The organism is Arthrobacter sp. C152 (genome assembly GCF_054890965.1).
In genome coordinates, this window is the sequence record NZ_JBTZSU010000029.1 from 26,201 (window position 1) to 49,527 (window position 23,327).

A 23,327-nucleotide genomic window follows, 5' to 3' on the forward strand; every position below is an offset into this window, starting at 1 on the left:
GACGCGCTAAATCATTCATGAGGCGCATAAACGTTGGCGCACCCGATATACGGGCAGCGCCAGCGTTTATGCGTGTCGAAACATCTGCGGGTGTCCGCCGCAGCCTGCCTTCCCTGCTATTGCGGCGTTCCTGCGGACCGGCCCGCCGTTCCCGAATCCGTAGCCAGCCAGGCGTCCATCTGGGCTGACTGATGTGCTTCAAACGCCTTGTCCGCGTTTGCCTTGGTGCTGGCGAGTGCGGGTATGTCCAGGCTGGCGTGGCATCCCCGGCACCGAATCTCGTGCGTCCATACCCAGCTGTAGGCGGGGTGGCTTGCCTGTACTAGTTGCATCGCTGTGGTGATTGCTTCAGTGGTGGCTGCAAAGTGCGCTGCGTCCTCGTTGCTCAGGCCGCTGCCGATTTCGATGTCGATGCTCATCGTGCTTCTTCCGTTGTATCCCGGATGGTGCACCTGACAGTAGCCGGTGTGGTGCGGGGAAGGAATGAAGCCCGGGTTACGGTTGTGCAACCCTTCTCTCACCTCTCGACGGGGACCGGAGTATGGCGACCGGCAAGAAGTTGCCGGTCCAGCATTATGGAACGGGAAAATCGTTCTATTGTCGCTTTTTCGGCAATATCTTGCCGATTCTCGGCGAATACGGCATCCTTGGATACGAAGATGCCTGTTTCGGCAACATATTTCCGGTTCGGAGGGAACCATGGGTGACATCGCGGATGTTGGGTCCAGCATCCGGCGCGCCAGGAAAGATGCCGGCATCACCCAGGAGACCCTCGCCGAACTGATCGGCACGTCGGTGCGCACCGTCAGGGCCATCGAATCAGGCGCCGGCAACCCCTCCCTGCAGGCCGTCGCGGCTGCCGCCAACGCCCTCGGACTTCATCTGAGGGCAGTCGATGACTGAGGACCTGCCCAGCCTGAAACGGGTCCGCAGCGCCGACGTGTACAAGGCCGGCCGCCTCGCGGGGCACCTGAACCGGACGGGCGCGGGGACCGTGACCTTCTCCTACACGTCCGGCTACCTGGATGACCCGTCCGGTCCCGTCGCCACCACGCTGCCGCTCACGCCGGACGCGGTGGAAGCTCCCAGCGGGGCCCTGCCGGCGTTCTTTTCCGGCCTCCTGCCCGAAGGCCATCGGCTGAACGTTCTCAGGGATGCCGTGAAAACCTCCCTGGGCGATGAACTGAGCCTGCTGTTGGCGGTCGGCGCGGATGTGCCCGGCGACGTGCAGGTTGTCCCGGCGGGCCGGGTCCCCGAGGAGCCGGGGCCATTGGCCGACACCTCCAGGCCTGGTGAGCTGGATTTCGCCGCACTGGCCGATGCCGTGGACCCGCATGGCCTCCCGGGCGTCCAGGCCAAGGCCAGCGCGTCCATGCTGACAACGCCCGTGGCACTGGCCGGCCGGCGCTACATCCTCAAGCTCGACCCGCCCCGGAAACCCCACCTGGTGGTGAATGAAGCCGCCCACCTGACAGCCGCGCACATCCTGAAAATTCCGGTGGCCAAACACAACATCGTCAGTGACCGGAACGGACGGCAGGGCCTCCTGGTGGAACGCTTCGACCGCGGCCACGGCGCCGGACCGGCCAGGTACGCGCAGGAGGATGCAGCCCAGGTGATGAACCTCCCGCCGGCCTCCAAATACGCCGTATCTTCCGAGGACGCCGTGCTGGCCCTTGCCGGGCTCTGCAAGGCCAGGGCTGTCGCCGTGCGGAACCTCTACCTGCAGTTCGTTTTCGCCTGGCTGACGGGCAACGGCGATCTGCACGCCAAGAACGCCTCCATCCTTGAAAGCCGGCCCGGCACCTGGACCATCGCGCCCGTGTACGACATCCCGTGCACACTCCTGTACGGCGACGACACGATGGCCATGACTCTTGCCGGGAAGGACAAAAACCTCAAAGCACGGCACTGGCAGGATTTCGCGGACAGCGTCGGACTGCCGCAACGCGCTGCGGGCTCGGCCAACAAAACCGCGCTGGCGGCCGCGGCCCGGATCGATCTGGAGGCACTGCCATTTGCCGGGCCGCCCCTGAACAGGACATTGCGGGAGCTGCGGTTCCGCAGGACTGAACTGGACGGCTGAGCCTGCTTCACACCTTCCGGGCCTTTCGCAATCCAAGCCGCGTGCCGCCGTCGTACGCGCTTCTTCCCGGGCAGTAACGCCGCAGTAACGGCGCGTGTGAGCAAATGCGAAATGCCCACCAGGCATGAGGAGCAGCAGTGAATCCGGACGGGGTTCCTCGACGGCGGCCGGGCGCGCAGCGCAGCCGTGGGTCCTCCGCGGCGGCGGCCCGGTTCGGCGCCGTGCGGCGGAAGGGCCCAGCGGCAGGCGCCACGGGTGCAGACCTCAGCCACACGATCGTGCAGTGGTTCGCCATCATCGCGCCCCTGAGCACGGTCGCCACCGCGCTCGCGTTCTGGTTCGGCTGGACCATGACGGCGACCCGCACCGCCTATTTCGGGATTGACCAAAGCATCCTCGAATACTCCACCGTCGACTATCTGCTGCGCAGCGCCGACGCGATAATCGTGCCTGCCATCTCCATCCTGCTCATCAGCCTTGTCTGCATTGGCATCCACGCGCTTACCGCCAGCATCATCGGCCGGCCCGGCTTCAACCCGTACCTCCGCTTCGGTGCGGCAACCATCCTCTGCGCGGGCATCCTCATCACCGCCCTCGGCGTGTGGGTCATGTTCGAGGAACCGCCCTTCGCCACCCCGTTCCTCTTCGAACCGGCGGCCCTGGGCACCGGCGTTGCGGTCAGCGCCTACGCCTTCTGGGTGCTCCGCAGGCTGGCCACGTCCGGCGGTGACAGGTTCAGGCGCCCGCCCATGTGGGAAAAGCTCGGCTACGTGTGCGCGGTGCTGCTGGTGGTCCTGGCACTGTTCTGGGCCTGTTCCCTGTACGCGGGGGCGTTGGGTACCGGCAGGTCCCGGGAATATGCCCGCGAGCTGGCGAAACGCCCCTCCGTGGTGGTGTACAGCGTCCAGTCACTGGCCCTCGCCAGCCCGGTCCGCGAGGACAGGATTACCGATCCGGACGCGAAATACCACTTCAAATACACGGGGCTGAAATTCGTCACCCGGAGTGCCGACAAGTTCTTTCTCCTGCCCGAAGGCTGGCGGCGCGATACCGGCGTGGCGATCATTCTGGACGACAATCCGGAATTCAGGGTCGAATTCCTTCCGGGAGGCTGAAAATGGGAAATTCAGCAACAGAAAAATGCATTGCCTGCCTGCTTGGACTGGCTCTCCTGTCATCCTGCGCAGGGACCCCCGGCGGCACCGGAGGCAGTGCCCGGACCAAGGACGCCGAACCGGTGGTCGAGAACCGGGTGCGGATCGGCGAGGAGAACTGGATCGTCCAGCCCGGACAGGCAGGGCCCCTCGCGGAAGCCGGCACGGTCGAGTCGATCGAAATCACCAACGGCACCGATTCCGAGGTGACGGTGCCCGACGCCGGCCTCAACAACACCGCCTTCCGCGTCATCTTCAACGGCTGCACCGGCATCCTGAAACCCGGCGAAACCTGCGTTGTCCGCGGGGAATGGGCCACCACCAAGGTGCGGGACGCAACCCTGGAAGTGTCCGTCGCCGCCCCGGACGCTACAAAGTCATCAGCAAAAAGGGGCATTTCAGTCCCGCTGGGGATGGCTGCCGGCGTCGCCCCCGCAGCGACCCTGCCACCCACCACACGTTCGACGACGGAGCCCCCGTCGTCGAGGCCACCCTCGCCCACGCCGTCGGGGACTTCAGGGACGGCAACACGGCCCCGTCCGACGTCGTCCGCGCCCAAACTCCCGACCGGACCTTCCGTTGGCGCACCCCTAAAGTCCCTGATCCCGACGCTGAAGTAAACCCCAACCCCCTATGACACTTTTTTACTGCTATAGGAGAGCGTGCTCTCTCCTATGAAAAAGGGGAAATAGATTATTGACAGCGCCGTTCGTACTGTGGATCCTCATTCATACCTCCTCCATCTTTTTGACAAACCGGAAATCAGGTTTCGATGGGCACGGTCGATAATGGGGATCTGAAACTGGAGTTACTTCGGTCCTGGCGGCTCCGCCGGGACGATGTGACCCTCCACGTTGCGACACGGCAGCAGCGGCTCATTGCATCCCTGGCCCTCCGTGGACCAAGCCTGCGTGCCCATCTCAGCGGCCTGTTGTGGCCGGAGTACCCGGACGCCAGGGCCCTGGAAAGCCTGCGGGTCAGCGTCCACCTCATTTCCCGCGAGGTGCCCGGGCTGATCGTCAACGGCGGGGCAACGCTGTCGCTTGACGAGCGGGTTGAGGTGGACGTGCAGCGGATCCGGTCCCAGATCCAGGCCTTGCGGGATGGCCGGCATACCGGAAGCGCCGCCTCCCTGCTGCGCGAGCTGCGGGACGCGGAACTCCTCCCGGGCTGGTACGAGGACTGGGTGGTTTTCGCCCAGAACCGCCTGACGCAGGACCGCCTCCAGGCCCTCGCCCTGGTGGCACGGAAGTCCCTTGCCGCCGGTGACCCCGAAACAGCAACGGAGGCTGCACGCGCCACCCTGGAAATCGAGCCTTTGTTCGAGGGCGCCGTTTCGTTCCTCATCGAAGGCGAACTCCAGCGGGGAAATCCGGGGGCGGCGCTTCGAGCCTACGAGCGGTACCGGGAGCAGCTGGAGACGGACATGGGCCTGCAGCCCTCCGCCTCCCTCACGGGCCTCGTGGCCGACCTGCGGGACCGGCAGGCGGCGGCAGAACACCCCGTGGCAGACCGCCTCGCGAGCGCCTTCCTGGGCGTCCGCCCGGCATTCGGCCCCCTGTAGGCAGTAACGCGGCCGTAACGGCACCCGTGCTGCACTCTCCCCATGGGAAATGCCCTTCACGACGGCCGCCTGCCGGTAATCTACGTCCGCGGGTTCGCGGGCACCGGCTCCGCCGTCAACAGCGCCGTTGACGATCCCTTCTACGGCTTCAGCCAGGGCTCAGTCCATGTCCGTGCCGACGGCAGCGGGCGGGCACGATTCCACCAGTTCGAGTCCCCGATGCTGCGCCTGGTGGCAGACCACCAGTACGAGGTGCCGGTCCACGGGGACCAGCTGGCATTCCTCAACAGCGTGGATGCCAACTCCGTGAATCCGGCATCGATCTGGATCCACCGCTTCTACGACGAGGCGGCGGACACCTTCGACGCGGACCCCGAAAACTTCTCGTTCGAGGAAGCGGCACGGGACCTGTTCAGCATGATCAAACTCGTGCTGGAAAAGACCGGGGCACCTAAGGTCTTCCTGGTGGCCCACTCCATGGGCGGGCTCATCTGCCGCTCGCTGCTGCAGCGGGTCATCCCGGAAAGCCTGGCCGGCGACGGCGGAATCGACCCCGCAGCGGGGGCCAGATACGTTGCCCGGGTCTTCACGTATGCCACCCCCCACGGCGGCATCAAATTCGCCGTCGGCTTCGGCCTGCTCGAGAGGCTCCGGGACGCCACCCGGATCCAGGGGGCCGACATCTTCGGACCCGACCGGATGTACGAATACCTCACGCCGCCGGCGCTCAGGCAGACCCTGACCCGCGAAAACTTCCGGGCCACCGAGATGCCCGATGACGGGTTCCCCCTGGAGGACCTGTTCTGCCTTGTGGGCTCCAACCCCGAGGACTACGACGTCGCCCTGGGCCTTTCCTCCAAGGCGGTGGGTGCCCGCAGCGACGGACTGGTCCAGATCGAAAACGCCGCGGTCAAAGGCACCGTGGTGGCGGTGGTGCATCGCAGCCACAGCGGACGCTACGGCATAGTCAACTCCGAAGAGGGCTACCAGAACCTCCAGCGGTTCCTGTTCGGCGACCTCAAGGTCGAGGTGGAACTGGTGGGTTTCATGGTGGGCAAGTCCTTTCCCCCGGAGGTGGAGTTCCAGCTGGACGTGGGCCTGGCCATCCGGGGGCTGCCGGTCCTGGTCCACGAACAATCCGCCGCCCACTACTGCCCGGTCCAGATCGAGCACTGGAAGGATGGGGACCCCATCGACTCGCCGGTCCCGCTGTTGACCACGTTCCTTTCCTCCAAGGCACCGCGGCCGCTGCTGAACGGGAAGGTGGTTCCGCGGCTGCGCCAGGCCCTCAAGCTCAGGCTGATGTCCATCACGGAGAAGGACGGACACTTCTTCTTCGCGGACCACCTCGAACAGACCGAGGACTGGCAGGACACCCTGCTGGTGGAAATTGAACCGCCGTCAGCGGACCGGCCCCTGCCCAAGGCCTGGGCCGCGTGGAACAGCACGATCCCGGACGCCCTGCGCGACTGGAGCGCCGGCGACGGGGACCTGCTGAAGGACTCCGACCCGACGCCGAACCGCTGGCAGGGATTCATACCCGTTCCCGAGGTGTCCAGGCACCTTCTCGGCACCAGCGCAGGCCTGCGCCTCACTGTCACGCCCAGGCCGCTGGCCCTCTGAAACCACGAACCACTCTTCACCCCGCAAAGGAGACCTGAAATGATCGACCCGAATTCCTTCCCCACATCCGAGAGTTCGTCCGGGACCGTTCCGGCGGCGGACTATTCGGGGGCCGAGACCACCGGCCGTTTCATCGTGGTCTTTGCCCGTGACGCGGCCAACCCGTCCTCGGTGCTGGAATCGGCAGGCCTGTCCAACGTGGCGGACTCGCGGGACTTCCGGGACCGAGCAGTGGATGTCTCGGAAAGCAGCGGTGCGGGCGCCACGTACTTCAGCTCGCTGGGCATCGCCGTGGTTTCGGCGGCGCCGGAGCAGATCGGCGCGCTGCAGACCACCGAAGGTGTGGAGAATGCGGTGCTGTCCGTATCGCCGGAATTGATCCACCACGTCCTTGCGGCGGGTCCCACCGAGTACGTCAGGGGCTACCGCGATGCGGTCCTGGACCTGGACACCCGCCTGAACGGCAACGGCCAGGGCGCGGGGGCAGCGGCACCGCCAACCGTGCCGATCTTCCAGGACACCGCCCAGTTCACGTGGGGCCTCCAGGCTGTCCAGGCACAGTCGTCCCAATACTCCGGGCTCGGGGTGAAGGTGGCAGTCCTGGATACCGGTTTCGACGCAACCCACCCGGACTTCGCCGGGCGCACCATCACCACCCGCTCCTTCGTCCAGGGGGAGGGCCCCGAGGACGGGCACGGGCACGGCACGCACTGCATCGGCACCTCCTGCGGCTCCAAGTCCCCGTCCACCGGGCCCCGCTACGGCGTGGCGTACGAGGCCGAGATCTTCGCCGGAAAGGTGCTGGGGAACTCCGGTTCCGGCAGCGACGCCGGCATCCTGGCCGGCATTGACTGGGCGCTGACCAGCGGCTGCCACATCATCTCCATGTCCCTCGGCGCCGACGTGCCGCAGATCCACCCGCCGTACGTGGCGGCAGGCAAGCGGGCACTGGACGCCGGCACGCTGATCATCGCCGCCGCCGGAAACAACGCGCGCCGCCTCCAGGGGAACTTCGGATTCGTGGGCACACCCGCCAACAGCCCGTTCATCATGGCGGTGGGCGCCCTGGACCACCAGCTGGACGTTGCCTTCTTCTCGGCGCGCAGCCTGCCGGTCCGCGGCGGGCAGGTGGACATTGCCGGCCCCGGCTGGCAGGTCTACTCGTCCTGGCCCATGCCCACCCGGTACCGGAGCATCAGCGGCACCAGCATGGCCACCCCGCACGCCGCCGGCGTTGCCGCCCTTTGGGCGCAGGCCACGGGCTTCCGCGGACGGGAACTCTGGTCATCGCTGGTCCAGGAATGCGACCGGCTCATTGCGCCGTCGCTGGATGTTGGCTCCGGCCTGGTCATCTCCCCGGTGTAGGACCGGGCCCCGGTGTGGGACCGGTCCTGCCAGGAACCGCCTGCTACGCGATGAGGGATACCCTGAGGAATGGTCAACATCAATGTAACGGTGCACCAGGAGTACCTGTCTGCCATCGCCGACGTCGCGGACGCCCTGCGCGCCCGCGGCATGCAGGTGGAACAGGTCCTGGAGATGGGCTTCATCACCGGCTCCGCCCCGGATGACAGCGTGCAGGCCCTGAAGTCCGTGAGCGGAGTGCAGTCCGTGGACGAGGAACTGGGCTACCAGCTCCCGCCCCCGGACGAAGACATCCAGTAGGCACTCACCACTGGATGTCCGACGTATCGTCCAGCGGCCGCCGGTCGCCAACCGCTTCGGGGACGGCGAAGGTGTCCGCCTGCCGCAGCGCATCAGCGAACTGCAGGATGGTCCGTTGCTCGATTTCGCTCACGGCAACCTGGAACACGCGGAATTCGTCGAGCTCAAGCGCTTCGAGCTGGTCCAGGTTCTGGGTCAGCAGGAAGCCCCTGGCCTTGAGCTGCCCGTGCTCCACGAACGCGATGATTTTCCAGTACTCGCGCGGCAGGGCGGTGTTCCGGTAGACGTGGTCATCGTCCTGCAGCACCGGGCCGCCGAACACGCTGACTTTCAGGTCGTCCACGTCCACGTCCTCGAACACCGCATCCTCAAGCCGGCCCCAGACCCCGTTCTTGCTGCTCTGGTTGAAGTCCTCCAACTGCGGGGTGATGTTGGTGAAGCAGAACGAGTCCTTGTTCGCCCGGCCGGCCTCGTCGGCCGCTCCCCACACCAGGTCGGCCCGGCGTGCCAGGTGGCCGCGGTCCACCCGGTTGCCCCGGTAGAGCTCGTCCCCGACCTGGACGCCGACGGGGAGCCGGGGGTCCTTGATGAAGCTAATTCCGGTCCGGCTGAGTTTCTGGAGGCTGCCGCCGTCGATATTCCACGCCACCCAGCGGGCAAACCGCCGCGACGTGCTGAGGCAGAGCGAGAAATGGGTGTACGGGATGATGTCCGAGCCGGCGAAGCGCACCCCGTCGGTGTTCACGGCGGCGCCGAGCGTGGGCAGGGCGACGGGCTGGCCGAGGAAGTCAGTCAGGAACCCCTCGGCAACAACCTCGGCCTCAGGAGCCGCCGGCGGCCGCAAAGTGATTTCCAGCTTTTCGAACACGGACTGCGGCAGGCAGGCCAGGGCGTGCTCGTCCGCGCTATCCCCTGACTCCCCGCCGAAGTGCAGCCCCGCCAGGACGGTGGTGAGCTCGCCCGAGGGGGTCTTGAAAATCCAGGCCGACCCCGAGTCCCCGCCGCGGCTGATTTCCCCGTCCGCCGACGGGTTGGCCGGGTCCGGGCCGATTTCGAAGCCGCCGATGGTGTGCATCCCCGCCGAACCGTAAAAGAGCTTGGCGATCACGTCCACCCGCCGCACTATCCCGTGGGTCACGCCCGTGGTGCGGCCGCTCTTGACCACCTTGTCGCCGATCTCAGGTTCACCGATCTGGTCCGGTGTCACGTCCAGGGACTGGATGGCCGTGGTGAAGCCACGGTCGGTGATGCTCGCCACGGCGCAGTCTCCCGCGACGCCCAGGTGGGAGCGGACCAGCCGGCCCAGGCCGTTGGCGTTGACCCGGTTGTCGTCGTGCGGGCCCGGCTGGACCACCACGTCACCGAGGGCGCCGGTATCGCCGTGCAGCACGTGCCAGTTGCTGAGGACCAGTGGTGTTCCGTCATGCCGGTCGTACACGATGCAAGCGATGGTGCCGGCGCTGGAGTGGATGTTGCCCACGCTGACCCCCGGCCTGATGGGGTCGAGCCGGACCTTGGTGGGTGGCGGTTCCACCTCTGCCACGGACCGGAATGAAGGGCGGTAATCCCGTTCGATCACGTCGGTGGGCACCGGAATCCCGTCCACCATGATGGCGTCCGGGATGGGTTTGGTGTTGAGGGATTCCAGGGCTTCCGGAGCCACCTTCTCGCCCACGGTGAACTGGAGCGAGATCTCGCCGGTCGGCTTCCCGTCCACCACCTTGTGGCCCACACCGATCGAGGTGATGTTCGGGTCCTCGAGGTAGTCGGCGCCCTTGGTCCTGATGAACTGCCGCAGCGAGGCCAGCATCTGTTCGTTGTCCGACGTTGCTTCGGGGATGGGGCTGTCGGTGGTGTTCATGCCAAGTCCATTTCCTGGGTGTGGTGCTTATACTGCCTGGCCGCCGCGGGCGGTCCCTGGTGCTTCGAAGGTGGCGTACGACGGCGGCCCAGCCCCGCCGTCGTACGCGTCAGTTCCCTGCCACGCGCCTCAGGCGCCGGCAGGCATGCCCCGGACCGGCATCGCTTCCGATGCGCGTTCCTTGCCCGGGCCGCCGGAATCTCCCGCCGACTCCCTCGCCGGAGGTTCCTCCATCGACCCGGCAGGCATTTCCGCTCCTGCGGGCTGCTGGTGGCCGTTGGTTGTCAGGCTCTCGGCCATGGTGCCGGCGGGCATCTCCACTGTCTGCGGGACGACGGCTGCGGCGGCCGCCTCCCCGCCCGCCTCTTCGACGGTCTCTGCTGCGGCGGCGGCAGCCTCGGTAGCCTCTCCTGTCAGGAAGGGACTGTTTTGCCACCGGTGCCAGAGGGCGTTGTCCGTGCCGCGGACGAAGGCCTCCAGGCGGCCGTCCGCGTTGCTCCCCACCGTGATGTTCGACGTGAGGATGCCGCCCAGGGAGGCCCAGCCGGCCCAGCCGCTGTTCGGGGCGGTCTGCCAGATGTGCCACAGCGCGTTGTCGGTGCCGCGGACGAAGGCCTCCAGCCGGCCGCCCGCGTTCCTGGCGACGGCGGTGTCGGAGGTGAGGATGCCGCCCCGGGACGCCCAGGCCGACCAGCCGCTGTTCGGGGCCGTCTGCCATTTGTGCCAGAGCGCGTTGTCGGTGCCGCGGACGAAGACTTCGAGGCGGCCGTCGGCGTTGGTGCCGGTGGTGATGTTGGACGTCAGGATGCCGCCCAGGGAGGCCCAGCCGGACCAGCCGCTGTTGGGGGCCGTCTGCCATTTGTGCCAGAGGGCGTTGTCGGTGCCGCGGGCGAAGATCTCGAGCCGGCCGTCCTTGTTCCTGCCCACGGCGATCCCGGACGTGATCACCCCGCCCAGGGACGCCCAGCCGGACCAGTTGCCGTTCGGGGCCGTTTGCCACTTGTGCCATACCGCGCCGTCCGTGCCCCGGGCGAAGACTTCGAGCCGGCCGTCGGCGTTGCGCCCGGCGGCGGCGGGCCCGGTGATGCTGCCGCCCAGGGAGGCCCAGCCGGCCCAGTTGCCGTTGGGCGTGCTCTGCCACCGGTGCCAGAGGGCGTTGTCAGTGCCGCGGGCGAAGATCTCCAGCCGTCCGTCCTGGTTGTTGGCCACCGCGATCTCGGAGGTGATGACCCCGCCCAGGGAGGCCCAGCCGGCCCAGTTGCCGTTCGGTGCGGTCTGCCACCGGTGCCACACGGCGCCGTCGGTGCCCTTGGCGAACGCCTCCAGGCGGCCGTCCTTGTTGTTGCCCACCGCGATGTCCGAGGTGATGACGCCGCCCAGGGAGTTCCACCCGGACCATGGCTGCGGCGCGGCGGGGTACAGGGTCCGGAACCCGTCGAGGTCGTCCTGGGTGAGGACGCGTTTGGTGAAGTTGGAGGACACCGTGGGTGCCATCACCGAGCCGGCAACGCTGGAGTGCGCCAGCCCCACGATGTGGCCGAATTCGTGCAGGGCGACCGTTTCGATGTCGAAGGCGTTCGCCACGGCGCCGACGCTCCAGACGTGTTCGCTGTCGTCGAAGTGGACCGGCTTGGGGAGGGTGTTGGTGATGACACTGCAGCCGGGCGGGAAATCGGCGTGCGCAAGGATGCCGCCCACCATCGAATGGTCGGGGTCCGCGGCGGGCCGCCAGCCGATGCGGACGTCGGAGCTGGAACCGACGGCGACTTCGGTGAACGTCAGTCCGCCCACGGCCTGCCAGGTCTGGATGGCGCGCCTGATGGCGTCGAATTCGGCGGTCCCGGCGACATCGTCGGTTCCGGTGTCGAAGGCGAACGTCAGGGTCCGGTCCACCCAGGCGCACGCGGTGGCGAAGTCGAGGTCGCCGCCGCGCTTGTCCGGGAGCCCGCACCGGGGCCGCATCATCGCTTCCCGGGTGGCGTCGTCGAACACCCCGGTGACGGGGAGGTTGAAGAACTCCTGGAAGCTTCGCAGGGCCCCGGCCGTGGGATCGTCCAGGACGCCGACGTCCCTGGCGGCGGATGGCGCCAGGTAGCCAAAGCGCTCGAGGTAGCTTTGCACCTTGCTGAAGCCCGGGTTGCTCTCGCCCGGGCCGGTGTTTTGGACGGCGGCGAGGAAGGGGGCCGCGGGGTACAGCTCTTCAGTCATTGGACTCTCCTTGGTCTGTCCGGACTTGATCTGTCCGGATGCTTCGCAGGATCTGCAGGGCGACGTCCCTTGGGGCGCCGGCAGGTTGATGGACGACGGCGGTGGCGCGCCCGGGGATGGTGACGGCAACGGTGCGGGTGCCCGCCTCTTCGAACAGGACGAAGTCGGCGGTGCTGCTGCCCACCGCCTCCTGCCAGTGCTCAAAGCCGGGCTTGGAGCCGTAGCGGGTGAGGGGATCGGCGAAGAGGCTGGCGTCAACGGTCAGGCGAAGCCCGGCACCTTCAAGCACGGCAGCGCCGCCCTCGATGCCGTGCTCATCCGCGTGGGCAAGCTGGGCCGGGACGTCCAGGGACAGGCCTGCCACCCGGACCGATTTCCAGGGTTGACTCATGACACGGGCCTCACAACCGGGCTCACATGCGGGGGAACCACAGCTACCAGTCGACCAGATGCGCGTTACTGCGCCGTTACCAGGAACCTCCCAGCACAGCCGGGCCGTTCCTCAACGTCGCGTCCGGGGGCCTGTCTACATCCGGCGTTTCGACGCGGATATTCTCCACCGACGCGCATAAACGCTGTCGCACCCCAAATTCGGGCGCGCCAGCTTCCACCATGACCTTGAAGCCTCCCGCCACGGCGGAGAGACGTTTGCGGGGTACCGCGCCTACTGGAAGGCGGACGAGAACTTCCACCGGCGTATCGTTGAAGCGACCGACAATGAATTCCTTCTCAGGGCCTATAGCTCGATCGAGGGAAGCATTCAGCGGTTCAGGCTCATGGTGCACAACGACATGAGCGGGGACCATACGGTGCAGGAGCACCAGGCCATCATTGACGCGGTCAAGGCCGGCGATCCCGCAGCCGCCACCGCCGCCATGGACAAGCACATTGACGGGATCAGGGCCCGATCCCTGAGCCTGGCCAAGTTCGGGCGGTAGAACTGCCGGATCGGCGGCCGCGCGCCGCCGTCGTACGCCTTCTCCTTCAGCTTGCGCCGGGCCGCCCTGCAGGAACCTCCCAGCCCCGTCCGCCTAGGATGGTCCCCATGAAGGCTGCCCGGGACGCTGACTCCGCCGCCGTGATCATCAACGCCGGCGCCCGCCGGGCGGCGGCCGGGCCGGAGCTGGCGGTGGGCAAGCTGCAGCAGGCCGGCCTGCCGATCGCCGCCGTGCACCACCTGGACTCGGGCGCGGACCTGCCCGGGGTCCTGGAGCAGGTGGTTGCCGACGGACATGACCTGGTGGTGGTGGGCGGTGGCGACGGCACGGTGTCCTTCGCCGCCGGCCGGCTCGCCGGAACCGGGACGGTGCTCGGGGTCCTCCCGCTGGGGACCGCCAACGACCTTGCCCGGACCCTCGAAATCCCGAACAACCTGGACGCCGCGTGCGCTGCGCTCGCGGATGGGAAAGTGGTGGACATCGACCTGGGCCGGGCCAATGGCGAGCCGTTCCTCAACGTCGCGTCCGTGGGCCTGTCGGTCGGCGTGACCGAAAGCCTCAGCCCCCGCCTCAAGCGCTCCCTCGGGCCGCTGGCCTACGGCGTGGCCGCAGTGCGCGCCTATGCCCGGCACAAGCCCTTCCGCGCCCGCCTCGAATTTCCCGAGGGGGACCACGAAACGCTGGAGCTCGAGAATGTGCTGCAGGTCGCCGTCGGCAACGGCCGGCACTACGGCGGCGGCAATGCGGTCTCGCCGACCGCGGGGATCGACGACCACATCCTCGACGTCTACGCCATCCCCGGGGCGCCGCTGCGGGAACACGTGCGGATCGCCCGGCTGCTCAAGGACGGCAGCTTCGTGGAGCGGGACGGGGTGTACCACCTGACCAGCCGCCGCGTCCGGCTGGTCACCGAGCCGCCAATGCCGGTGAACCTCGACGGCGAAATCGCCACTGCGACGCCCGCCGACTTCACCATCGACCGCAACGCCGTCCACGTGGTGGTGCCGAAACACAGCACGGCCGCGACGCTCGACGGATAGCGCGGTACCCAAACGCTGGGCGAAGAAAAGCCCCGCGGGGGATATCTGCTTCCGCGGGGCTCCTCTGCGCCTTCCGTACCCACCTGACCTCCGCCTAAACACGGCTTCTCCTCCGCGCACTGAAAAGCCCATCGAATTGACATTTCCCCACGTCAATGATGGGTTAGTAAGCGTAATGATGTTTGGGGGAGCGTCATTACCAGCACCCCCGCATCTGCATCTTGGTCAAATCGACCGCAGCAACATCTATTTGGGGGAAATCATGCTTGCAGTAGAAGAAGTGCGTCCGGAATCAGGAAAACCTGCACGGAAGGCACCGAAAATCCGCGCCATCCTGGCCGGCGGCCTTGTCCTTGGAATTGGCGCAACGGTCACGCTGGCCGCGTGGAATGACTCGGAATTCGCCAAGGGAACATTCGCCGCGGGTGTCCTGAACCTGGAGAGCAGCACCGACGGGGCAAACTTTGCGACGGCGACCACGGCAGCCAACCCGGCAACGCTGGCCTTCACCAGCAGCACGACCAACCTGACGCCGGGTGATGTCGTCGAATCACCCTTCGCCATCAGGCTGAGCGATCTCACCACCTACGATGCGGACGTCCGGCTTTCCACCGCCGGCTCCACTGGCAGCCTGGCCGGACTGACCTACCAGCTGGACCGCACCAGCACTTTCGGGTGCGGGGGTCAAGTTCTCGGCACAGCGGTGACTTCAACGACACCCCTGGGCACGACTCCCGATGGTGTTACCTTCTCGCTGTCGCAGGGAGGCGGAACGGACCCGGGCGCGCCCGTGTTCCTCTGCTTCCGGGTCACCGCCGGCAGTGGCCTTACGCAAGGGCAGACGGGGACCACCACCTGGGAATTCGCTGCGCAGTCGAAGTAGCCGGTGGACCGCGGACAAGCAAAGCCCGGACGCGCAGCCGCCCTGCGCGTCCGGGCGCTCCGCGCCGGCGCACCCCGGCCCATGAACAGGCGGTCAATTACCCGGGGTGTCCGGGAAATCCTGCTGAATGTGGCGGCCGCCGGCGGTGCCGTTTGCATCCTGGCGGTCATCGGTGCGCTGCTGTTCGACATCACCCTGGTCCTGTTCAAGACAGGGTCCATGTCGCCGGGCATCCCGGCCGGATCGCTGGCCGTGGTCCGCGGGATTCCCGCCGACGAGATCCATGTCGGGGACGTGGTCACCGTGGACAGGCCGGGCAAACTGCCGATCACCCACAGGGTCCAGACGGTGGACCCGGCGGACGGGACGGCGCGGACGATCACGATGAAGGGCGATGCCAACACCGAACCTGATCCGGCCCCTTACGTGGTGGAGCACGTACGGCTGGTCCTCTGGTCGGTTCCCGGGCTGGCACCGCCGGTTGCGGCGGCGGCCAATCCAATGGTTTTGGGCGGTACCACGGTGGCCGTGTCGGCGCTGGTGACATGGGTGCTCTGGCCGCAACGGAGGAGTGAACATGCGCGTACTTAAAGGGGCCGCGGTACTCGGGCTGGCGCTGGCGTGCGGCCCGCTGTGCATCGGCAGCCCGGCACACGCGGCGTCCGACGGACCGGCCGGCTGGCTGGAACTCAACGCCGGCGCGGACGGTGCTGCCTACCGCCTCACGCCCGGCGGCAGTGTGCACTGGCCCGTCGACGTCCTTGTCCGGGGCGGGCGGGCCACGTCTCTGGAAGTTGCCCTGGAGGAGGGACCGGCCTCCACGGAACTATTGCGCTCCTTCCTGGCCGTGGAACTGCGGGCCTGTTCCGAACCGTGGGTCCAGGATGTGTGCGGGGCGGGGGAGCGGGTGCTGCTGGATCGGACGGCGCTGGACAGCTCGGGAGGCGTGCGGGCCGACCTCATGGAGCCGGGGACAGCGGTGTCCGACGGCGGATACGTGCTCCTGACTGCCTCCCTGGCGGGGGACGCTCCACGGGAGATCCAGGGGACGTCGACGCAGATCGTGCTCGGATTCCATGGTGCGGGGGACGACCCCGGCAGCGGGGTGTCCGACGACGCCGGAACGGAACCCCCGGCACACTCGTCAGGGCCGGCGTCGGACAGGCTCGCCTCAACCGGGGCAAGGCTGGGCGCCTTCACCCTCCTGGGCCTGCTGGCGGTGGCGGCAGGGTTTGGCCTGGCACGCCTGCGGGCGGCGGGGACATAATGCGGACAAGACGCCTCGTGCTGGCCGCCGCCTCCTTCGCTGTCCTGCTGTGCGCTTCCGGTTCTCCTGCGGCGACCGAGGCCTCCTGGCGCGACGACGACGCGGCGACAGGCACCTTTGCAGCCGCCACCCTTCCCGCCCCCACCCTGAACGGGCAGTGCACCTACAACCCCGCGCTGGCGGGGCTGGGCGCCTATGTGCGGATCTACTGGAAGCTGCCCGCGGGCTATGCCCTGGCCGACGCCGAGATGCTGGCTTCCACCAGCGGGCTGGGGTCCGTCCTGGCCCCGCTGACCGGATTCTCCTTCACGGGAACCACCACAGGCTCGGCTGCCGATGGCTACGTGACCGATGTCCCCACCAATTTGCTGGGCGGCCTGCTGGGGCTCGGTTCGGAGCTTGAGCTGGCAATCGTGGTGGAGCGCTACGGGTGGACGTCCAGGGAAGCTGCGGTGGCCACCAACGCGGGGTTCATCCTGGGTATCGGTGGTACCTGCAGGAACCTGACGCCGGGAGGATGAATGACCGGCCTGCGGGGGCCGATGACTCTTTTCGGATCGACGCTGATCCGTGGCCTCCGCCATCGGCCCCGGCCTGGAGTGTCTGAAAGGAATTGGGGTGCTTGGCGGCGCCATTTCCTGGCGCCGCCAAGCGCTTGAGACCATCGGTCTTCATCCGACGTGGCCGGGTTGACTGGGACCCAGATTCCCAGCTGCACTTGGTGCGTTCCCTGCCTTCATGGATCACTGTGGAGGCACTCGCTCAACAATGCCGCTGGATACGGTCAAGAATTCCTCAAGAATGGCGAAACCCTGTGCGCTGGTGGCGCTGTGAGGCGGCCGGTGCGTGCCGCCGTCGTTATTTTCTGTCCGGTGGCGGACGTGCCGTAACCTTGTAGCGATAACTGCTGACGCGCCGGCGGACACCTGGGAGGGCCCTGTCCGGCGTTCGGGCAGGAACGCGCCCTCCACCGGTCTCACAAGGGGTCAGAACTTTGGCAACAACTGCTTCGCAGGCGCCCGCGCTCGGCACGCTCGAAAACCTCGGCTGGACCAGCCTGTCCATCGGCATCGCCGCCGTGCTGCTTCCCGCCATCGGCCTGAAGGCCCTGTCCAAGGCGGTCTTCCCCAAGGCGTTCAAGCCGGCCCCCGCCGAGGAACGCCACTACCTCATCCAGTAACGGCACCTCATCCAGTAACGGCACGACGGCGGACGCGTGCCGCCGTCGTACTCTACTTGGCCCTGATGTTGTAGTAGAGGATGACGCCGTTCCAGCCCGTTTCGGCAGACAGCACGTTGTTGCTCCACACGACGGGCTGGTTGTTGTACCAGAGCGGCAATGCGGGCAACTCCCTGAAGAGGACTTCCTGTGCTTGATTGAACTTTGCGTTGGCCTGCGCGGAGTCCGTCGCCTGCAGGCCTTCCTGGAGCAGCGCGTCGAACTCAGGGTACGAAAACCTCTCAAGGTTGGCCGATGCCCAGGTGCTCCACTCGAGGCCTAGGAAGTTGTAAAGCGAGGGGTAGTCACCCTGCCATGCCGTGCTGGTGAGGCCGGGCAACGACTGCGACTGGCGCATGTTCAGAAGGTCCGCGAACCTCGGCAAGGCGCGGACGTCGGTCTTGATGCCCAGGCTGTTCTCCCACCCCTTGGCGACGGCATCGACCCACTCCTTGTTGCCCCCGTCAGTGTTCGTGGAGATCACAAGCGGACGGGATGCATCGTAGGGATTCATCGCCTCGGCGCGTGCCCAGAGGTCCTTGGCCTTGCCGACGTCGAACGAAAGGACGTCGTTGCCGGGGATGGCATCGGAGTAGCCTTCCAGCATTGGCGAGGTGAATTCCCGGGCCGGAGTGCGGGCGCCGTTGAAAACTACTTTCGTTATTTCTTCCCGGTTAACCGCGTGGGACAAGGCCTGGCGGCGCAGCTTCCCTGCTTCGCCCTGGAAGTTTGTGTTGTAGGGCGGAATGACCAGGGCGGCGTTCACGGCGACAGGTTTGGCGGCATTCCGGCCTTGAAAGTCGCTGTTGTAGGTCTTGAGGGCGTTGGCCGGCAGGATGTCGCTGACGTCAAGGTTGTCGGCCTGGAGATCGGTATAGGCCGGGCCGGGGTCGGTGTAGAACTTGAAGGTCACGCCGCCGTTTTGTGCGGCACGGGGTCCGCTGTATCCGGTGTTCCTGACGAGGGAGATGGACTGGTCGTGGTTCCAGGCGCCCTCTTTCTCCATTTTGTACGGGCCGTTGCCGATCGGATTCTCCCCGAACTTCTTCGGGTCCTTCAGTGCCTGGGAAGGAAGCGGGTAGAAGGCGGCGTAGCCCAGACGCAGGGACCAGTCCGCTTCTGGCCTGGTCAGCCTCACTGTGAGCGTCTGGTCATCCGGTGCCGACAGTCCGGACATGGTCTGTGCCCTGGGGGACGGTGAGGACAGCGGTGCTCCGTCCGCGGTGGTGGTTTCCGTGACGGCGCTGACATCGCCATAGCCTTCTATGGATTCGAAGAAGAAGCCATTAATTTGGAGGTTGGAGCTCAGCGCTGTGAAGTTCCAGGAGTCGACAAATGTTTTGGCTGTAATGGCCTCATCATTACTGAACTTCGCTCCTCGCTTGACCTTGATGGTCCAGTTTTGTGAGTCTGCGGTTTCGATGGACTCTGCCAGGGCATTAATTGGTTTTCCATTTGCGTCGTAGGCGCGCAGGCCCTCGAACAATAGCTCGATCACGCGCAAGCCACCCGATTCGTTGGTACTGCCAGGCGTCAGCGGATTCTTCGGCTCGCTTCCATACGCCATGATGACCTTGTCCGGGTTGCTTCCGGTTTGGTGGCCACCGCCCTGCAGGTCCGAATTCCCAACGCATCCGGTCAGAAACACAATGGCAGTGGCGATGATGGCCGGGACTTTGGCAATGCGCCAGAAACGCATTCCGCCTCCTACCAGTTCGTCGGGAATCCGTTCCGGTATTCGTGTAACTGGTGACCATCCGTTGAGGACTCAACAAGGTGGGCCGAACTGTTTGGAAACGAGCATAGCGGCATCAACATCGCATGGAGCCGGGGCGGGTGAAAGGAGGGTAGCCCCCTTTTAAATTGCCATCTACCTAACCCTCCTGGATGTCCCCGATGGAATGCGCGGTTCCCTGCGCGAGGGGTAATTCGCGCAGGGAGCCTCGTTCCGACGCTAGTAGGTCTGGTAGGCGTTCCCCGAGGCAAACCGGTTGGCTGCGATTCGCGAGTTGGCGCCGAGGACGTCACCGGACTGCAGCAGGCTCTGGATCTCCTCGTCGCTGAACGGCGCCGCGAGCGGGGCAGATTCAGACTCACTCCATCCTTCGGCGGCAGTGGCCTGGGCGGGGGCGGCGAGTAGGGCGGCCGAAAGAGATGCCGCGGCAGCAAAGGCGATCGACAGGGCCCTCTCTCCCGTCCGTGCTCGATCTGGCCGCACGTCTTCTGCAGCTACTGGCTCGGTGTGCCTGGTGGTGCGATAGTGTGCCTTGAATGTGAACAACGTACTGCTCCTTTCGTGCGGTGCCATCCCGGGATGGCATATTTTGCTCCTGACCGTTTTTCCGTTCAGGCTTGCGCCGGATTCGGCGAAGAATTAATACCGGTGAGTCCCCGCTCGACGGATCTCTTTGCATTGGCGGTTAATTGCGGCAGTCGGGCCAGATGTCCTCATTCCAATTGCTGCTGCATGAGGGGCTCGACGCGAATTGCCAGTACACCAACCGGCGCTCTGCTGCAGGCGTTAGTTCGTTCCGCGCCGATTGTGCCTGCTGGCTTCTGCGATTCGGGGCTGTTATCCGCTTCATTATCAAGCTCTCTTGGCGTTGCGGTTGGGAATCTATTCCTCGACTGAGGGGGTGCCTTTCCTAGTGATTCCAGAGTCGCCCCGGCGGCTTAACTGAGCCTTAATCGGCCGGGCACGACGCTGAGGTCTGGACTCGGGGCGCAGGCAGGACCGAAACTCTTAAGAACTGGGCGCACTGGCTGTCCCGGATCCGGGACGGCATGGTTCGCTCGGATGGCTCTGCGCGCGGCGAGGGGTGCTTGGGATGGGTGCACTTTGGATTCGAGCATTAGGACCGCTGGAAGTTACGGCCAACGGCACCCAGATAGCGCTTGGCGCCCGCCAGCAACGGAAAGTCCTCGCGTGCCTTGCCCTCCGGGCCAATTCAGTCGTGTCACCTGACACCTTGATTGAGTCCATCTGGCCCGGCAATACGCCGAGCAAGCCGGGTCCGCAGCTGCAGGTCTACGTCGCCAACCTGCGCCGTGTCCTGGACCCCGGGCGCCCCAAGGGCGAGCCCTCCCAACGGCTGGCCAGCCGGTCGACGGGCTATGTTCTCGCTGTAAGCGACGAAGAGCTGGATCTCCTGCGGTTCCGGGCCCAGAGGGCGGCGGGCGAAATTGCAGTGGAAGACGGCGATTTACAGCGGGGTGCCGAGTGTCTGCGGGATGCGGTAGGGCTGTTCCGGGGGCCCGCATTTCCCGACCTTGCAGATGTGGCACTGTTCCGTCCAGAGCTTGAAGCCCTTGAGGAAACCCGGCTGAATGTCTACCAGGACCTTTTCGACGTTGAGCTTGCCTTGGGCCGGCATGAGCTGATCGTAAGCGAGGTGCAGGCACTGCTTGCCCAGCAAAAATACCGGGAGAGGTTATGGGCCTGCCTCATCCTTTCTCTCTATCGGTCTGACCGGCAGGCCGACGCCCTCACCGCATGTCGCGAAGCCCGCAGGGTCTTCACGCGGGAACTGGGCATTGACCCCGGTCCGCTGCTTCGCGAATTGGAGACTTCCGTTTTGAAACAGGACGCATCCCTTGCTGCGCCCTCTGATAACGGCCATCATGCGGTCCACAGCCGTCTGGACAACTTGCCCGCTGAGATAACGGATTTCATCGGCAGGGAGGCGGAGCTGGGCGAACTATGCGGATTCTGTAGCAGCCGCGGCTCCAGGCTGGTCACCGTCACCGGACCGGGCGGTACGGGAAAGACACGGCTCGCACTGGCCGCCGCCCGAAAGCTGCTGCCGCGTGAGGCCGACGGCGCCTGTTGGGTGGATCTTGCACCGCTTACCCAGCCGCACCAGGTGCCAACGGCCCTGGCAAAGTCGCTCGGCCTGGAGGAGCCGGGCGGGGCAGCAGAGCCGCTGGAGGTAGTGACCCGTTTCCTGCGCCAACGGCATCTGTTGCTGGTCCTTGATAACTTCGAGCATTTGGAGGATGCGTGGCCGACGGTGGCGGAACTGCTTACCGCAGCCCCTGATGTTCGCATACTCGTGACGAGCCGCAGCCCGATCGGCCTGCGGGCTGAGCAGGAATATCAGCTCCCCCCGCTGGCGCTGCCGCCCGCAGACTTCTTGCTTCCTCCAGAGTCATTGCAGGAAGTGCCTTCCGTAAAGCTCTTCCTGGCTCGGGCCCGTGCCGCCCGTGCCGACATCACTCTCACAGATCGGAATGCCGGCACCATTGCCCGCATATGTCAGCGCTTGGACGGCCTTCCGCTTGCGATCGAGCTGGCCGCTGCGCAGCTGCGCCAGAGCGGCGAGGACCAACTGCTTGCAGATCTCGAAGTCAGCCTCGCAGCGATCCCTGCAGCCTTCCGTGACCTCCCTGACCGCCAAAAGACTCTCACCGCGACAATTGCTTGGAGCCATCAGTTGCTTGGGGAGGAAGAACGCGATCTTTTTGTCCAGCTTGGTGTCTTCGTGGGCGATCCCGCTGTGGCAGCCGTCAGCGGCGTATACGCCTCGCCTTCCTCTCGTAACCACGGCACGGCTGAACGGTTGCTTGCCGCACTCGCCCGTCACAGCATGCTGCGTCTTTACGCCGATCCCGTGGGGTCGATGCGGGTGTCCATGCTCCAGCCCATCAAAGAGTTCGCACGCAATGCCCTGGCGTTGCGTGACGACGCGGCTGTGGTCCGCCGCCGGCATGCTGAATATTATCTCCGCCTCGCCGAAGAAGTAGGCCCTGACCTGTGGGGCAACCAACAGGCAGCCGCGTTCCGGTTGCTGCACGCCGATGCCCCGGATCTGCGCGAGGCGTTGCTGTGGTCCGCCGGCCCGGAAGGATCCGTTGAGCTGGCCCTGAAGCTTGTCGGGCAACTGTGGCACTACTGGGAGCTGACGGAGATGCTCGCGGAGCCGTGCCAAATTGCCGAACAGCTGCTCGCCATTGCCGAGGACGTCCCACCTGCCGTCACAGCTCCGGCACTGAGCGGAACTGCGACCCTGTGCTGGCGGCTTGGGCGCAACGGCAGGGCTACTCAGCTTCACCAGCGGGCCTTCCACGCCTTCAATGCGGCAGGCAACCAACAAGGGGCGGCCTGGGCAATGATGTGCCTGGCGGTGCAGGCAGCAGAAACTGGCGACGTCGAGACGGCGAAGGAGCTTGCTGCGGAAGCTGCGGCGCAGCCGCAGGCTGGTTCCAGGACTCAGTTTGGCGCGCACGTAATCCTGGAACGTCTGGCCTTCTACTCCGGCGACTATTCACGCGCACATGAGTTGGCTCGCGTAAGCGTGCGGCTCGCGCGCAGGCTTGGTGATCCTTGGACGCTGGTGATAGCGCTCGTGAACCAGGCCGACGGCGCTCAACAGGCAGGCGATTATGAAGCCGCGGAAAGCCTTTTGCTTGAGGCGCTGCGCTCGGCACTTGAGCTGGGCGCGCAGGGCAATTTGGAGGGGCTCCTGGAGTCGCTTGCCGGCGTGTACATCGAGCAGGGCCAGGCCGAGTTGGCGGTGCGGTTGCTTGCTGCCTGCGCTACTTACCGCGTTGACCGCGGACACCCGCTGAACGCATCCGAGCACGAACGGGTCGAGGCGATGACCGCCAAGGCCCGGAAGAATGTTGGTCCGATCAGCTTTGCCCTCAGCTGGGCGAGAGGAAAGGCCCTGACACTCCGCCAAGCCGTCCACGAGGCGCTGCCGGATGCTGACACGGCAAGTCTTCCGGAGGCGGGCAGCCCTCAGCTTCTTCCTCCCGGGGCAGAGGTATCCAAGCGGACGGACGCCGCGAGTGCAGCGCCATGGTAAGCGATCGATGAC

The 23,327-nt window shown here is 66.1% G+C and carries 22 protein-coding genes; 16 read left to right on the forward strand and 6 right to left on the reverse strand.

Features of this window, described 5'->3' with window-relative positions; genetic code table 11:
• Window positions 1-116: 116 nt before the first annotated feature.
• Window positions 117-419 carry a hypothetical protein gene (locus tag ACYSM9_RS16820; protein ID WP_461858100.1) on the reverse strand — a complete coding sequence of 101 codons (303 nt, stop codon included), beginning with the start codon at window positions 417-419 and terminating at the stop codon, window positions 117-119.
• 280 nt (window positions 420-699) lie between these two features.
• On the opposite strand from ACYSM9_RS16820, the gene ACYSM9_RS16825 reads away from it, so the two are divergent.
• The 8 genes from ACYSM9_RS16825 (at window position 700) to ACYSM9_RS16860 (ending at window position 8,092) form a co-directional block, all read left to right on the forward strand.
• On the forward strand, window positions 700-903 hold the full coding sequence (locus tag ACYSM9_RS16825) for a helix-turn-helix transcriptional regulator (RefSeq protein ID WP_461858101.1): 204 nt from the start codon (window positions 700-702) through the stop codon (window positions 901-903).
• The gene (locus tag ACYSM9_RS16830) at window positions 896-2,086 is read left to right on the forward strand and encodes a type II toxin-antitoxin system HipA family toxin (RefSeq protein ID WP_461858102.1); all 1,191 of its coding nucleotides are present in this window, start codon (window positions 896-898) and stop codon (window positions 2,084-2,086) included. The genes ACYSM9_RS16825 and ACYSM9_RS16830 overlap by 8 nt, the downstream gene beginning before the upstream one ends.
• A gap of 137 nt (window positions 2,087-2,223) precedes the next feature.
• On the forward strand, window positions 2,224-3,201 hold the full coding sequence (locus ACYSM9_RS16835) for a hypothetical protein (RefSeq protein ID WP_461858103.1): 978 nt from the start codon (window positions 2,224-2,226) through the stop codon (window positions 3,199-3,201).
• 2 nt (window positions 3,202-3,203) lie between these two features.
• The gene (locus tag ACYSM9_RS16840; RefSeq protein ID WP_461858104.1) at window positions 3,204-3,860 is read left to right on the forward strand and encodes a hypothetical protein; all 657 of its coding nucleotides are present in this window, start codon (window positions 3,204-3,206) and stop codon (window positions 3,858-3,860) included.
• A 221-nt stretch (window positions 3,861-4,081) separates the two neighbouring features.
• Entirely contained in the window at window positions 4,082-4,804 is a 723-nt protein-coding gene (locus tag ACYSM9_RS16845; RefSeq protein WP_461858105.1) for an AfsR/SARP family transcriptional regulator, read from the forward strand.
• 42 nt (window positions 4,805-4,846) lie between these two features.
• The gene (locus ACYSM9_RS16850) at window positions 4,847-6,427 is read left to right on the forward strand and encodes an esterase/lipase family protein (RefSeq protein WP_461858106.1); all 1,581 of its coding nucleotides are present in this window, start codon (window positions 4,847-4,849) and stop codon (window positions 6,425-6,427) included.
• Window positions 6,428-6,466: 39 nt separating this feature from the next.
• A complete protein-coding gene (locus ACYSM9_RS16855; RefSeq protein ID WP_461858107.1) occupies window positions 6,467-7,792 on the forward strand; it encodes a S8 family serine peptidase in 1,326 nt (441 codons plus the stop codon).
• A gap of 69 nt (window positions 7,793-7,861) precedes the next feature.
• On the forward strand, window positions 7,862-8,092 hold the full coding sequence (locus ACYSM9_RS16860; protein WP_461858108.1) for a hypothetical protein: 231 nt from the start codon (window positions 7,862-7,864) through the stop codon (window positions 8,090-8,092).
• Window positions 8,093-8,096: 4 nt separating this feature from the next.
• On the opposite strand, the gene ACYSM9_RS16865 is transcribed toward ACYSM9_RS16860, so the two are convergent.
• The 3 genes from ACYSM9_RS16865 to ACYSM9_RS16875 form a co-directional block, all read right to left on the reverse strand.
• Complete coding sequence (locus tag ACYSM9_RS16865; protein WP_461858109.1) at window positions 8,097-9,953, reverse strand: DNA/RNA non-specific endonuclease; 1,857 nt, start codon at window positions 9,951-9,953, stop codon at window positions 8,097-8,099.
• Between the two features lie 129 nt (window positions 9,954-10,082).
• Complete coding sequence (locus ACYSM9_RS16870) at window positions 10,083-12,161, reverse strand: matrixin family metalloprotease (RefSeq protein ID WP_461858110.1); 2,079 nt, start codon at window positions 12,159-12,161, stop codon at window positions 10,083-10,085.
• Window positions 12,154-12,552, reverse strand: a complete 399-nt coding sequence (locus tag ACYSM9_RS16875; RefSeq protein WP_461858111.1) for a hypothetical protein — start codon at window positions 12,550-12,552, stop codon at window positions 12,154-12,156. Before ACYSM9_RS16875 ends, ACYSM9_RS16870 begins: the two co-directional genes overlap by 8 nt.
• Before the next feature lie 184 nt (window positions 12,553-12,736).
• Here ACYSM9_RS16875 and ACYSM9_RS16880 point away from each other — a divergent pair, with 184 nt between their 5' ends.
• From ACYSM9_RS16880 to ACYSM9_RS16910, 7 genes are all read left to right on the forward strand, one after another.
• Window positions 12,737-13,099 (forward strand): FCD domain-containing protein, encoded by a 363-nt coding sequence (locus ACYSM9_RS16880; protein ID WP_461858126.1) that lies wholly within the window; start codon window positions 12,737-12,739, stop codon window positions 13,097-13,099.
• A gap of 107 nt (window positions 13,100-13,206) precedes the next feature.
• A complete protein-coding gene (locus ACYSM9_RS16885) occupies window positions 13,207-14,139 on the forward strand; it encodes a lipid kinase (RefSeq protein WP_461858112.1) in 933 nt (310 codons plus the stop codon).
• 262 nt (window positions 14,140-14,401) lie between these two features.
• Entirely contained in the window at window positions 14,402-15,022 is a 621-nt protein-coding gene (locus tag ACYSM9_RS16890) for a SipW-dependent-type signal peptide-containing protein (protein WP_461858113.1), read from the forward strand.
• A 3-nt stretch (window positions 15,023-15,025) separates the two neighbouring features.
• Complete coding sequence (locus ACYSM9_RS16895) at window positions 15,026-15,613, forward strand: signal peptidase I (protein ID WP_461858114.1); 588 nt, start codon at window positions 15,026-15,028, stop codon at window positions 15,611-15,613.
• The gene (locus tag ACYSM9_RS16900; protein ID WP_461858115.1) at window positions 15,600-16,289 is read left to right on the forward strand and encodes a hypothetical protein; all 690 of its coding nucleotides are present in this window, start codon (window positions 15,600-15,602) and stop codon (window positions 16,287-16,289) included. The genes ACYSM9_RS16895 and ACYSM9_RS16900 overlap by 14 nt, the downstream gene beginning before the upstream one ends.
• Window positions 16,289-16,810, forward strand: coding sequence for a hypothetical protein (locus ACYSM9_RS16905; protein WP_461858116.1), 522 nt, complete (start codon window positions 16,289-16,291; stop codon window positions 16,808-16,810). The genes ACYSM9_RS16900 and ACYSM9_RS16905 overlap by 1 nt, the downstream gene beginning before the upstream one ends.
• A 473-nt stretch (window positions 16,811-17,283) precedes the next feature.
• Window positions 17,284-17,469: a hypothetical protein gene (locus ACYSM9_RS16910; protein WP_461858117.1), complete on the forward strand. Its 186-nt coding sequence runs from the start codon at window positions 17,284-17,286 to the stop codon at window positions 17,467-17,469.
• 52 nt (window positions 17,470-17,521) lie between these two features.
• On the opposite strand, the gene ACYSM9_RS16915 is transcribed toward ACYSM9_RS16910, so the two are convergent.
• Both ACYSM9_RS16915 and ACYSM9_RS16920 read right to left on the reverse strand, forming a co-directional pair.
• Complete coding sequence (locus ACYSM9_RS16915) at window positions 17,522-19,207, reverse strand: peptide ABC transporter substrate-binding protein (RefSeq protein ID WP_461858118.1); 1,686 nt, start codon at window positions 19,205-19,207, stop codon at window positions 17,522-17,524.
• 255 nt (window positions 19,208-19,462) lie between these two features.
• Window positions 19,463-19,726, reverse strand: coding sequence for a hypothetical protein (locus ACYSM9_RS16920; RefSeq protein WP_461858119.1), 264 nt, complete (start codon window positions 19,724-19,726; stop codon window positions 19,463-19,465).
• A 610-nt stretch (window positions 19,727-20,336) separates the two neighbouring features.
• Here ACYSM9_RS16920 and ACYSM9_RS16925 point away from each other — a divergent pair.
• A complete protein-coding gene (locus ACYSM9_RS16925) occupies window positions 20,337-23,315 on the forward strand; it encodes a BTAD domain-containing putative transcriptional regulator (protein WP_461858120.1) in 2,979 nt (992 codons plus the stop codon).
• Window positions 23,316-23,327: the final 12 nt, after the last annotated feature.